The following is a 12,197-nucleotide window of genomic DNA, read 5'->3' as shown; positions in this document are numbered from 1 at the left end:
GAACTCTGAGGATCCGATCATGCAAACCACCCTGAATGCTGTGGATTTACCTGTTGCACCCGCCACGCCCAACGCCGTTGAGAAAAAAGCTGCCGTCGACAAAATGGAGTACCGCGATGCAATGGCGCACCTCGGTTCCGCCGTGAACATCATCACTACCGACGGCCACGCAGGCCGTGCCGGATTCACCGCCTCCGCCGTGTGCAGCGTCACCGACTCACCGCCAACGTTGCTGGTATGCCTCAACCGTTCCGCCTCGGTGTACCCGGTGTTTAAGGAGAATCAGGTGCTGTGCGTGAACACGCTGGCGGATTGCCATGAATCGTTGTCCAACCTGTTCGGCGGAAAAACGCCCATGGAGCAACGCTTCGAAGCCGCCGAGTGGGCACGCCTTGCCACCGGATCGCCCGTTCTGACCGATGCACTGGTGTCGTTTGACTGCAAAGTCACACAGGTTACCACCGTCGGTACCCATGACATTCTTATCTGTGAAGCCGTCGCGCTGCGACGTAACGACGAACGCCACGGACTGGTGTATTTCGACCGCCGCTATCACCCGCTGATGCGTCAGTCTGCCTGTTAATTTAACCTGATTAGGGAACACAGCATGGCAAACACTTACTTTCCAACATGGCGTAAAAGAGAAGGCAATTTAGATGGCGCAGTGATCGCTCCGGAAGAGCGGCTGCCGTTAGGGCCGACCGTGGTGATGGGGCTGCAACATACGGTGGCAATGTTTGGTGCCACGGTACTGATGCCCCTGCTGATGGGTTTCGACGCCAATATGGCGATCCTGATGTCAGGCATCGGCACCCTGCTGTTCTTCCTGGTGGTCGGCGGGCGCGTTCCCAGTTATCTCGGTTCCAGCGCGGCATTTGTCGGGCTGGTGATCGCGGTGACCGGCTACAGCGGCCACGGCGCCAACCCGAATATCGGCGTGGCGCTAGGCGGGATTATTGCCTGCGGCGTGGTGTATACGCTGATAGGCTTTGTGGTAATGGCGGTGGGCACGCGCTGGATTGAACGCCTGATGCCGCCGGTGGTGACCGGTGCGGTAGTGATGGCGATAGGTCTGAACCTCGCGCCCATCGCCATCAACAGCGTGTCTGCCTCTTCTTTTGACAGCTGGATGGCGGTGGTGACCGTGCTGTGCATCGGCTCTGTCGCCGTGTTCACGCGCGGTCTGGTGCAACGCCTGTTGCTGTTACTCGGCCTAATCGCCGCGTACCTGATTTACATGGTAGTGACCAACGGACTGGGGCTCGGCGCGCCGGTAGACTTCTCTGCCGTGGCGCAGGCGCCATGGTTTGGCGTTCCAACCATTACCACGCCGGTGTTCAGCTCGCACGCCATGCTGATGATAGCGCCGGTGGCGGTGATTCTGGTGGCAGAAAACCTCGGCCACATTAAAGCGGTCGCCGGTATGACCGGCAAAAACCTCGACCCGTATATGGGCCGCGCATTTGTCGGCGACGGTCTGGCGACGTTACTTTCCGCCTCGGCGGGCGGTACCGGCGTCACCACTTACGCGGAAAACATCGGCGTCATGGCGGTCACCAAAATTTACTCCACGCTGATTTTCGTTGCAGCAGCCGTTGTTGCCATCGTGTTGGGCTTCTCGCCCAAATTTGGTGCACTGATCCACACCATTCCCGGCCCGGTACTTGGCGGCGCGTCGATTGTAGTGTTCGGCTTGATTGCGGTAGCGGGCGCGCGCATCTGGGTACAAAACCAGGTGGATCTGGGTCTTAACGGCAATCTGATCATGGTCGCGGTGACGCTGGTACTGGGCGCAGGCAACTTTACCCTGAGCCTTGGCGGTTTCAGTATGGGCGGTATCGGCACGGCAACTTTCGGCGCAATCCTGCTCAATGCCTTCCTGAGTCGCAGCAACAAAGAAAAAACGTTGCCTGTTTCAGAAACTGGCACAGAAGCTGCATTAAAAGATCACTGACGACCTCAGTTTCTCCTTAGCTCATCATTTTTGATGATCGCCAGCGGTTAGCCGGTCCACCCGTCCGGATTAGCCGCTGGTTTTTTTCTTTCTGTCCTCCCCATTCCTGTTTTCCAGCTAAGCAATGCAGATTTCCTTCGTTCACCTGCCCTTTAAATTGGTTTGTTATGGATCCAGCACTTTCGTTCTATGAGAACGGAAAAGTGATTCATCTGCCTATAAGAAAAGGGTTAACTATGCAAAACATTCGCCGGAAAAGCGCCATCGCTCGCGCACTGGCTTTAGGGATTCTTCTCGCCAGCACGTCCACCGTATTTGCCGCCGACGGCGCACCGGTTCAGGGCGGAACACTGATTTATCTCGAACAGCAGGCACACACCAACCTTTATCCTCCGGCGGGCGGTTTCTACCCGAACGGCGGCATTCTCAATCAGATCACCGATAAACTGACTTATCAGAATCCGCAGACGCTGGAAGTGGAACCCTGGATCGCTGAATCCTGGACGTTTAACGCGGACAAAACCGAGTACACCTTCAAACTGCGTCCGGGCGTGACTTTCTCCGACGGCACGCCGCTCGACGCCAACGCGGTCGCCAAAAACTTTGATACCTACGGTCTGGGCAACAAAGAGCATCATCTGCCGGTGTCCGAAGTCATCAATAATTACGACCACAGCGAAGTGATCGATCCGCTGACCGTGAAGTTCTATTTCAAAAAATCCTCTCCGGGCTTCCTGCAAGGGACGGCCACCATTGGCTCGGGGCTGGTTTCACTGAGCACGCTGAACCGCAATTTTGATGCGCTGGGCGATGCGACACACATCATCGGCTCCGGCCCGTTTGTGGTGAGCAAAGAAACCCTCGGACGTGAAGTCGATCTGACCGCGCGCAAAGAGTACAACTGGGGGCCGAAAAATCTCAAACAGCAGGGCCGCGCCAATCTTGACGGCATTAAAGTGATCGTCACCGGCGAAGACAGCGTGCGCATCGGCGCGCTGCTGGCGGGTCAGGCGGATTTCATCCGTCAGGTTCAGGCGTATGACGAAAAACAGGCCAAAGAGCAGAACTTCCCGATTTATGCCGCGCCAACCAAGGGCGTGAACGACGGCATCGCGTTCCGCCCGGATAACGCGCTGGTCGCTGATCTCAAAGTCCGTCAGGCACTGCTGCATGCCACCAACAGCAAACAGGTGGTCGATACCCTCTTCTCGCCAAACTATCCGCAGGCCACCTCTGTCATTGCCAAAACCGCCGCCGGTTACGTCGATCTCAGCCATAAGCTGACTTATGACCCGACGCTTGCCAAAAAGCTGCTCGACGAAGCGGGCTGGAAACCGGGCGCGAATGGCATCCGTCAGAAAGATGGCAAAACGCTGGCGCTGACGATTTATGAATCCCTGCCGCAGCCGCAGAACAAAGAGGTGTTGCAGCTGGTTTCCCAGCAGTGGAGCCAGGTCGGCGCGAAGCTGAACATTCTGGCCGGTGACGCAGGCAGCCGCGTGGCGGATAACCTGGATCCGGAAAAAACACCGGCTAACGTCGTCGAAGTGGGACGCGCCGATCCCGATGTCATCAAAAGTTCTTTCTACCCGACTAACCGAGATGCGCTGCTGCAAAAAGGTGGCCTGAGCAGCAAGGTGAAAAGTTTCCGCGACGACAAACTTAACGACCTGCTGACCGCTATTTCGGCAGAAGTGGATCCGCAAAAACGTCTGGCGCTGACCGCTGACGTGCAGAACTACCTGCTCGATCAGGCGTACATCATTCCCATTTTCGAAGAGCCGCAGGTGTTTGCCGGTGCGCCGTATCTGAAAGGCGTGAATTTCGAAGCCGTTGGTCGTCCGAGCTTCTACGGCGCATGGCTGGAAAAGCATTAACAGGCAGGAGTGAATGATGAACCGATACGTGAGCGGTCGTCTGGGTCAGGCTTTACTGGTGTTGTGGGCGGCGTTTACCGTCTCCTTTATCCTGTTGCAGGTGCTGCCGGGCGACGCGATTCTGATTAAATTCCAAAACCCGGACATGGGATTAAGCCCGGCGCAAATCGCCGATATGCGCGCGGCGTACGGTGCGGATGTGCCGCTGGTGCAGCAATATCTGCACACTCTGGGCAATTTTCTGCGCGGGGATTTGGGGTATTCGATTCAGGCTGGCGTACCGGTCACTGAATTACTCAGCACCAACTTCCCGCCGACACTGCGACTGGCGCTGATTGGCTTTGCACTGGCTGCCGTGGTGGCCTTTGCACTGGCGTTTCTCTCCAGCCTGCTGCACTTCGGCTGGCTGAAAAACCTGTTGCAGTCAGTGCCGTCGCTGTTTATTTCCATCCCGACCTTCTGGCTGGGCATCGTGCTCATCCAGATTTTCTCCTTCCATCTGCGCTGGATCCCGGTGATTAACCCCGGCGAGTGGGTCGGGCTGATTTTGCCGGTCGTGACGCTGGCGGTGCCGATTTCCGCGCCGCTGGCACAAATCCTGATCCGCAGTATCGATCAGGTACAGACCCAGCCGTTTGTCGCCGTCGCCCGTGCTAAAGGGGCGAGCCGCAGCGGCGTGCTGTGGCGTCACGTGGCGCGCAACGCCTTACTTCCCGCGCTGACCATTGCCGGCCTGCTGTTCGGTGAGCTGATTGCCGGGGCGCTTATCACCGAAACCGTGTTCGGCCTCAACGGTCTTGGTCAGCTAACGCAGCAGGCGGTGAATAATCAGGATGTCGCTGTATTACAGGCGATTGTGGTGATTTCCGCCGCCGCCTTTGTCGGCATCAATTTACTGGTCGACTTGCTCTATCCGCTGCTCGACCCGCGTCTGAAAACGTCCGCTAAACGTACCGCCGGAGCCACCTCATGAGCAGCTTACCGCTTGGCAAAAGCACAATTTCTTTACCCCTCACGCAGCGTCGCCGCTGGAAAACCGCCCGCCTGCAACCGGCGCTGATTTTAGCCTGGCTGGTGATGGCGACCGTTATTCTCTGGGCGATCGCGCCCGGCTGGTTTACGGATTACAGCGGCACCGAAGGCATCGCGGGCGCGCAACGTCTGGCGCCGCAGGCCGGACACTGGCTCGGCACCGATCAGCTTGGCCGCGACGTCTACGCGCGCATTGTGTACGGCGCATCACATTCGCTGTCCGGTGCGCTGGTGGCAGTGGCACTCGGGCTGGTGTTCGGCACCGCATTAGGGCTGGCGGCCGGTGCCAGCGGCGGCGTCGTTGACGCCATCGTCATGCGTATTAATGACGTGCTTCTCTCGATTCCCGGCCTGCTGCTGTCGCTGAGTGTGATCATTCTGCTCGGCTTCGGTACGGTGCATGCGGCGATTGCGGTCGGCGTCACCTCGGTCGCCAACTTCGCCCGCCTCGCCCGCGCCGAAGTGGTGCTGGTGCGCCACAGCGATTACGTCGAAGCCGCCTACGGCAGCGGTGCGACATTTTTCTCAATCCTCTGGCGACATATTTTGCCTAACTCGCTGACCTCAGTCATCGCCTTCTCGGCGTTGCAGTTCGGCAGCGCGATACTGGCGATTTCCACCCTGAGTTTTCTCGGCTACGGCACACCACCGCCGACGCCGGAATGGGGTTTGCTGATCGCCGAAGGCCGTAATTACATTTCCACCGCCTGGTGGCTGACCACCTTCCCCGGCATCGTCGTGGTGCTGGTGGTGCTTTCCGCCAACCGCATCAGCCAGTCATTACGCAGGAGAACACGATGAACGCACAGGCCACGTTAAAACATGACGCCCCGCCGGTTCTCGAACTGGAGAATGTGTCAATTGCCTACGACGGCAAACCGGTGGTGCACAATGTGTCGTTTGCCATTCACGCCGGAGAGGTGCTGGCGCTGGTGGGCGAATCCGGCTCCGGCAAAACCACAACCGCGCAGGCGATCATCGGCCTGCTGGCGGAAAATGGTCATATCGATCAGGGCGAAATCCGCCTCAACGGCACCGACATCAGCCAGTGGTCGCAGCGACGTCTCGACGCTCTGCGCGGCGCACGCATCAGCCTGATCCCGCAGGATCCGACCAGTTCACTTGATCCGGTGAAAACCATCGGCTCTCAGGTGGCGGAAATTCTCGACATCCATCAGCGCCTGCCGCACAAACAGCGCGATGAACGCGTGGTCGAGTTGCTGACCCGCGTCGGCCTCACGCATCCGGAGCAGCGCGCGAAACAGTATCCGCACGAGCTGTCCGGCGGTATGAAACAGCGCGTGCTGATTGCGATTGCCATCGCCCTGCAACCGGCGCTAATCATCGCCGATGAACCCACCAGCGCGCTGGACGTGACGGTGCAAAAGCGCATTCTGGATCTGATCGACGATCTGCGCCGCGAGTTTGGCACCGCCGTATTGCTGGTCACGCACGATCTGGCAATTGCCGCCGAACGGGCCGATCGGCTGCTGGTTTTCCGTCACGGCAAAGTGCAGGAACAGGGCCTCACCGCCGGGGTGCTGAACGCACCGAAAAGCGACTACACCCGCCAGCTGTTCGCCGATGCCCCTACCCTGTCAGGCCGCCACCGTGCGCAGAGTCCGGCCACCGCCGAACCGGTGCTGGTGGTCGACGGTGTGACGCACGACTTCACGCTTGGCGGTAAAAGTCGTGCCGCCTTCCGCGCGGTGGATAACGTCTCTTTTAGCATTCCGCGCGGGACAACGCATTCGCTGGTCGGCGAATCAGGCTCAGGAAAAACCACGCTGGCGCGCATTCTGCTCGGTTTTCAGAAACCGGATAAAGGCCGCGTGCTGATCGACGGCGAAGACATCACCCGCCTCAAGGGAGAACCGCTGCGCCAGCTGCGCAAGAAAATTCAGCTGGTCTATCAGAATCCGTTTGCCTCACTCGATCCGTCACAAACGCTGTTCAGCGTGATTGAAGAGCCGCTGCTGAATTTCGAAAAAATTCCGTCCGCCGAACGCCGTCAGCGCGTGCTGGATATCGCCCGCCGCGTGGCGCTGCCGGAGGAATTGCTCAGTCGCAAACCGCGTGAACTGTCCGGCGGTCAGCGTCAGCGCGTGGCCATTGCGCGCGCCCTGATCCTCAAGCCCAAGGTACTGATCCTCGATGAAGCCACCTCGGCGCTCGATGTCACGGTACAGGCGCAGATCCTCACGCTGCTTGCGCAGCTACAGGATTCGCTTGGTCTGACCTATTTATTTATCTCGCACGATCTGGCGACCGTCCGGCAAATCTCCCACAGCGTCTCGGTGTTACACCGCGGGCAACAGGTCGATTCCGGCGAAGTGGAAGCGGTATTTGCGCTGCCTTCCAGCGATTACACCCGCCAGCTTATTGATGCCATTCCCGGCCGACATCGCGCCGCCTGAGAGGAAAATTATGAGCAGTAAACGTCTTGGATTTTTTACCCGCCTTCTGGACAACACCAGCGCGCAGGAGCGCTACCGGCTGGCGACCGAGCAAATCATTCACGCCGAGCAGCTGGGTTTTGATTCCGCATGGGTCGCGCAGCACCATTTCCACGAAGCCGAAGGCGGTCTGCCCGCACCGCTGGTGTTCCTCGCGCAGGTGGCGGCACACACCCGTTTTATCCGCCTGGGTACGGGTGTGATTACGCTGCCAATGGAAAATGCGCTGCGCGTGGCCGAAGACACCGCCGTGCTGGATTTGCTCAGTGGCGGACGGCTGGAGATCGGCCTCGGATCCGGCGGCACGCCGACGTCCTTCCCACCGTTCGGCCTGGAGAGCGGCCAGCGCGGCGCGGCGTTTGCCCATAATCTGCATACCCTGCTCACCGCATGGCGCGGCGAAAAACTTGCGGGCACCGACAACTGCCTGTATCCGGCAGCGCCGCACCTGGCGCACCGCGTCTGGCAGGCAACATTCTCCGTGGACGGTGGCGCGCGTGCGGGTAAATCAGGCGATGGCCTGATGCTGTCGCGCACCCAGCCACGACCGGCAGATGCCCCGGATCTGCGCCTCGACGAACTGCAAAACCCGATCATTGATGCCTATCTTGATGCGCTTCCTGACGGTGTTGCGCCGCGCATCATGGGGTCGCGCACCGCGTTCGTCACCGAGAATGGCGATGAAGCCCGTGAACTGGCCCAAAAAGGCCTGCGCCGTCAGGCCGAAAATCACCGCGCCAGCGGGCAAATCGTGCAAGGCGATACGCTGGATGATTACATCCGCGCGTTTGACGTCCATCTCGGCACCGCGGCGCAGGTGACCGTCTCGTTACAGGCCGATACCGCGCTGGCCCGCGTCACCGATCTGGCGTTTCAGGTGCACTCCATCGATCCACCACATCCGTATATTTTGCGCTCCATCGAACTGATCGCCCGTCACGTCGCACCGGCCCTCGGCTGGGTTCGCCGCACGCCGTCACGCGCCGTTTCCACGTCTTCCTCCGATACCACTTTCTCCAAGGAAACCCAATGACCGACTATTCGACCGACCTGCTGGAAAAACTGGCCGAAATCGCCCCGGCGTCTGAACTGAAACTGGCGCGCGACACACGCGATGCCGCCACCCGCCATGCGCAGGGCAGCTACGACGCGTTATTCACTGAACAGGATGGCGTGGATTTCACGCTGGCGGAGCGCCTGCGTCTGGCGCAAAACGTGGCGCGCTGGCACGGTGATTCCCAGCTCACTAACCACTATTCCGAGCGTTTGCAGGATTTGCCCGACATCGATGAAACCGCCCGCCTCGATGCGGCGCTGACGCACGGTGAACGTCTGAGTTTCAAACCCGCCAGCGCCACGCCCGCGCATTTGCAGGCGCTGAGAAAAGCGGGCTGGTCGGTGGATGCGATTGTCACGCTGTCGCAGCTGATTTCTTTCGTCAGTTTCCAGAGCCGCGCGTTGCGCAGCTACCGGCTGATCGGCGGTAAACCGGTGGAAAACGGCAGCAACAAACCGGTTGGCGCAGCGTTCTGGCGCACTGATCCAAATACCCACAATGGTCGTGACGCACCGCAAGCGTTCACGCAGGAAGAGCTCGGCTGGGAGCCGTGGATCCCGGCGAAAAAGCTGGAAGAATTCGATGAAGCTCAGCAGGCGATTCTGGCGAAATTTGGCCATACAGATTCCGACTATTTCCGCCTGTTAGGCCGCAACCTGCCGGTGCTGGAGCAGCGTACGCTGACCGACAAAGGCATTTTCTTTACCTCCGGCGGCCTGCCGCGTAAAGAGCGTGAACTGGCCGCCACCGTGGCCAGTAAAATCAACGGCTGTATTTTCTGCGCGTCGGTGCATTCGCGCAAAGCCAGCCAGCTGTCAAAGCAAACCGACGATGTTCAGCGCCTGATCGACACCGCACCGGGCGGCATTCTCAGCAAAGACCAGTCTCCGCGCTGGCAGGCAGAAATTGACTTTGCCGCCGCACTCTCAGCCACGCCGCCGGTCGCCACTGCTCAGCACATCGCGGCCCTGCGCGAGCAGGGTCTGAGTGAACTGGAGATCGTCGATTTAGCGCAGTCCACGGCGTTTTTCGCCTGGGCAAACCGTCTGATGTTAACGCTGGGAGAACCGTTCAATGACTGAGTCCCTTCGCCCGCAGCTCGACCACGTGGTGATCAACGTCGCCGAACAGCTCAATCATTCCGAACTACAGTTTCGTCGGTTAGGATTTCATCTCACCGCGCGCGGCCACCACTCACTGGGATCGAGCAATCATCTGGCAATCTTCAGCGAAAACTATCTCGAACTGCTCGGTTATGAACAGGATAATGCCCACACCCGCACCGACTTATGGCAGGCTCCGCTCGGTCTGACTGGTCTGGTGTGGAAAACGCAGAATTCGGCGGCGGTTTACCATCATCTGCAAAAGCAAAATATCGCCGGATCGCCTCCTGCTGAATTCTTCCGCCCGGTGGCACTCAACGACGGAACCTCGCCAAATGCGCGGTTCCGCACCGTTCCGCTGGCTGCAGATCGCGTGCCCAATGGCCGCAGTTTCTTCTGTCATCACCTGACACCGGAGCTGGTCTGGCGCAACGAATGGCAGCACCACCCCAACGGTGTCGCTGACATCACCGGCTTTGTGATTTCCGCCGCTGACCCGCAGGCTGCGGCCAAGGTCTACGGGGAGTTGTTTGGCGCTGAAGCCTTACAGAGTGGCGCCGATGGCGTGATCCTGCGTGCCGGGCGCGCTATCGTCCGGTTTGTGACACCAAAGCAGGCCACGGCAGAATTCGCCATTGTGCCCGAAGGTGATGGCGGCAGTGCGCGAATGGTCGGGTTGGAGTTTGCGACGCGGTCACTGGAGGCAGTGCGTAATAGTTTGCGGGTGGGTGAAATCCCGTTTGATGATTTAACCCGTCGGATTTTAGTTCGCGCAGCGGATTCACTGGGTGTCGCGTTGGCGTTTCGGGAAGAATAAAGTCAACATCAGGCAAAATCCGGCCCGTTTGCTCTCCCCCTGCTAAGGGCAAAAGCAGACTGAGCATTGTTTGATATAGCTTCTGGACGTGTTCAAAAAGTACCTGAAACCGGCCCCATTGCAGCAAACACTACAATAAAAAAGGCGCGACATTTTCACGTCGCGCCTTTCAACAAATTTAAAAACTTTTAGATGACGGCTTTAGCCGCTACCGCCGCATCTGAACGTTTCAGAATGGCGTAAGCACCACCGGCCAACACGGTACCCACAATGATCGAAATCAGATAACCCAGAACCGGTGTGATTGCGCCAGGGATCAGCAGAACGAACAGACCGCCGTGCGGAGCCATCAACTGTGCGTGGAAGGCCATCGACAGAGCACCTGTCACCGCACCGCCCACGATACAGCAAGGCAGTACGCGCATCGGGTCACGGGCTGCGAACGGAATCGCACCTTCGGAGATAAAGCACAGGCCCAGAACCAGCGCCGCTTTACCGCCCTCACGTTCACTTTCCTCGAACTTATTGCGCGCCAGCAGCGTTGCCAGGCCCATCGCCAGCGGTGGCACCATACCGGCAGCCATGATGGCAGCCATTGGTGCGTAGACGGAAGAACTCAGCAGTGCCACGCCGAACGCGTAAGCTGCTTTGTTCACCGGGCCACCCATATCGGTACACATCATCGCACCAAGGATTGCGCCCAGCAGTACCGCATTCGCTGTACCCAAAGATTGTAACCATGCTGTCAGACCTGCCATGATTTTAGCGACCGGCGTACCGACTACGTAAATCATGACCAGACCGGTAATCAGACTCGCTACCAGCGGAATAATCAGGATAGGCTTCAGGGCTTCCATACTTTGCGGTAACTTCAGCTTGCCGCTGATGGCTTTCGCCACGTAACCGGCCAGGAAACCGGCAATGATACCGCCAAGGAAACCCGCACCGGTGCTGACAGCCAGCATACCGCCGATAAGACCCGGCGTCAGACCCGGACGGTCAGCGATGGAGAAGGCAATGAAACCGGCCAGAACCGGCACCATCAGCGCGAAGGCGGAAGCGCCACCGATTTGCATCAGTGCAGCCGCCAGTGTGCCCTTCACTTCAAAGGCTTTAATACCGAATACGAAGGACAGCGCGATACACAGACCACCCGCAACAACCATCGGCAGCATGTAAGACACGCCGGTCAGGAGGTGACGGTATGGGCCTGAACCGCCCACTTCTTTCTTCTTCGTCGTTGAAGCGGCGCCCTGTGCATTAGGGGCAAACACTTCAGCTTCAACCAGCGCTTTATCCAGTTCTTGCTTGGTCTTTTTCAGTGCCAGACCCGTTGAGGTACGGTACATCGGCTTACCGGCAAACTTAGCCAGATCCACTTCAATGTCAGCCGCAACAATCACCAGATCGGCTGCTGCAACTTCTTCAGGCGTGATGGCGTTGCCAGCACCCACGGAACCACGGGTTTCAACTTTCACCCACCAGCCGCGTTTTTTAGCTTCACTTTCGATGGCTTCAGCTGCCATGAAGGTGTGCGCGACGCCTGTCGGGCACGCAGTGATCGCCACAATACGTTTTGGACCATTAGCCGCCGGTGCTGAAACAGCAGCCACAGCGGCAGAAGCAACGTAAGGTTTCGCTTCGGCCAGTGCGCGTTGCACGAAAGCCTCAGGTTCACGAACCGCAGCAGCCACATCGCCGGTATATATATTTTTGCCAGTCAGCGCCGCGTCGTTTGGCACGGTTTCACCGGCGACGATCACGATTTCAGCGTCAGCAGCCTGCTCAACTAACTGGTGCCCGGCTTTCGCTACGGCAGCAGCGAGCAAATTTTTCGCCAGATGGCTGCGAGCCTGTCCCAGCGAACTGTCTATCATCAGCAGCGTTTTCATTCTGCCTCC

Annotated in this window: 10 protein-coding genes; 9 read left to right on the top strand and 1 reads right to left on the bottom strand. The window is 58.8% G+C overall.

What is annotated here, in order from left to right; all coding sequences use genetic code 11:
- The first annotated feature begins 19 nt into the window (after positions 1-19).
- From rutF to ACMHLI_RS10575, 9 genes are all read left to right on the top strand, one after another.
- Positions 20-583 (top strand): NADH-dependent FMN reductase RutF, encoded by a 564-nt coding sequence (gene rutF, locus ACMHLI_RS10615; protein WP_413529424.1) that lies wholly within the window; start codon positions 20-22, stop codon positions 581-583.
- A 24-nt stretch (positions 584-607) separates the two neighbouring features.
- Positions 608-1,954: a pyrimidine utilization transport protein G gene (gene rutG / locus ACMHLI_RS10610; RefSeq protein WP_413529423.1), complete on the top strand. Its 1,347-nt coding sequence runs from the start codon at positions 608-610 to the stop codon at positions 1,952-1,954.
- 236 nt (positions 1,955-2,190) lie between these two features.
- The gene (locus ACMHLI_RS10605) at positions 2,191-3,831 is read left to right on the top strand and encodes a TIGR04028 family ABC transporter substrate-binding protein (RefSeq protein ID WP_413529422.1); all 1,641 of its coding nucleotides are present in this window, start codon (positions 2,191-2,193) and stop codon (positions 3,829-3,831) included.
- 16 nt (positions 3,832-3,847) lie between these two features.
- Positions 3,848-4,804: an ABC transporter permease gene (locus ACMHLI_RS10600; RefSeq protein WP_413529537.1), complete on the top strand. Its 957-nt coding sequence runs from the start codon at positions 3,848-3,850 to the stop codon at positions 4,802-4,804.
- On the top strand, positions 4,801-5,664 hold the full coding sequence (locus ACMHLI_RS10595; RefSeq protein ID WP_413529421.1) for an ABC transporter permease: 864 nt from the start codon (positions 4,801-4,803) through the stop codon (positions 5,662-5,664). The genes ACMHLI_RS10600 and ACMHLI_RS10595 overlap by 4 nt, the downstream gene beginning before the upstream one ends.
- A complete protein-coding gene (locus ACMHLI_RS10590; RefSeq protein WP_413529420.1) occupies positions 5,661-7,280 on the top strand; it encodes a dipeptide ABC transporter ATP-binding protein in 1,620 nt (539 codons plus the stop codon). The genes ACMHLI_RS10595 and ACMHLI_RS10590 overlap by 4 nt, the downstream gene beginning before the upstream one ends.
- 10 nt (positions 7,281-7,290) lie before the next feature.
- Positions 7,291-8,352, top strand: coding sequence for a putative FMN-dependent luciferase-like monooxygenase (locus tag ACMHLI_RS10585; protein WP_413529419.1), 1,062 nt, complete (start codon positions 7,291-7,293; stop codon positions 8,350-8,352).
- Complete coding sequence (locus ACMHLI_RS10580) at positions 8,349-9,458, top strand: alkylhydroperoxidase domain protein (RefSeq protein WP_413529418.1); 1,110 nt, start codon at positions 8,349-8,351, stop codon at positions 9,456-9,458. Before ACMHLI_RS10585 ends, ACMHLI_RS10580 begins: the two co-directional genes overlap by 4 nt.
- Positions 9,451-10,296: a VOC family protein gene (locus ACMHLI_RS10575; protein ID WP_413529417.1), complete on the top strand. Its 846-nt coding sequence runs from the start codon at positions 9,451-9,453 to the stop codon at positions 10,294-10,296. The genes ACMHLI_RS10580 and ACMHLI_RS10575 overlap by 8 nt, the downstream gene beginning before the upstream one ends.
- A gap of 188 nt (positions 10,297-10,484) precedes the next feature.
- Here ACMHLI_RS10575 and fruA read toward each other — a convergent pair whose 3' ends face one another.
- Positions 10,485-12,188: a PTS fructose transporter subunit IIBC gene (fruA, locus tag ACMHLI_RS10570; RefSeq protein WP_413529416.1), complete on the bottom strand. Its 1,704-nt coding sequence runs from the start codon at positions 12,186-12,188 to the stop codon at positions 10,485-10,487.
- Positions 12,189-12,197: the final 9 nt, after the last annotated feature.

This window comes from Rahnella inusitata (assembly GCF_965118895.1).
In the GTDB taxonomy this organism is placed as follows: Bacteria; Pseudomonadota; Gammaproteobacteria; order Enterobacterales; family Enterobacteriaceae; genus Rahnella; species Rahnella inusitata_A.
The sequence above is the reverse complement of the archived record's forward strand: the minus strand, read 5'-3'. Positions and strand labels throughout refer to the sequence as shown.

Excerpts from the sequence above, each read along its gene's own strand:
- rutG (WP_413529423.1), top strand. The coding sequence starts at position 608 with ATGGCAAACACTTACTTTCCAACATGGCGTAAAAGAGAAGGCAATTTA.
- ACMHLI_RS10575 (WP_413529417.1), top strand. The coding sequence starts at position 9,451 with ATGACTGAGTCCCTTCGCCCGCAGCTCGACCACGTGGTGATCAACGTC.
- ACMHLI_RS10585 (WP_413529419.1), top strand. The coding sequence starts at position 7,291 with ATGAGCAGTAAACGTCTTGGATTTTTTACCCGCCTTCTGGACAACACC.
- ACMHLI_RS10600 (WP_413529537.1), top strand. The coding sequence starts at position 3,848 with ATGAACCGATACGTGAGCGGTCGTCTGGGTCAGGCTTTACTGGTGTTG.
- ACMHLI_RS10595 (WP_413529421.1), top strand. The coding sequence starts at position 4,801 with ATGAGCAGCTTACCGCTTGGCAAAAGCACAATTTCTTTACCCCTCACG.
- ACMHLI_RS10605 (WP_413529422.1), top strand. The coding sequence starts at position 2,191 with ATGCAAAACATTCGCCGGAAAAGCGCCATCGCTCGCGCACTGGCTTTA.
- rutF (WP_413529424.1), top strand. The coding sequence starts at position 20 with ATGCAAACCACCCTGAATGCTGTGGATTTACCTGTTGCACCCGCCACG.
- fruA (WP_413529416.1), bottom strand. The coding sequence starts at position 12,188 with ATGAAAACGCTGCTGATGATAGACAGTTCGCTGGGACAGGCTCGCAGC.
- ACMHLI_RS10580 (WP_413529418.1), top strand. The coding sequence starts at position 8,349 with ATGACCGACTATTCGACCGACCTGCTGGAAAAACTGGCCGAAATCGCC.
- ACMHLI_RS10590 (WP_413529420.1), top strand. The coding sequence starts at position 5,661 with ATGAACGCACAGGCCACGTTAAAACATGACGCCCCGCCGGTTCTCGAA.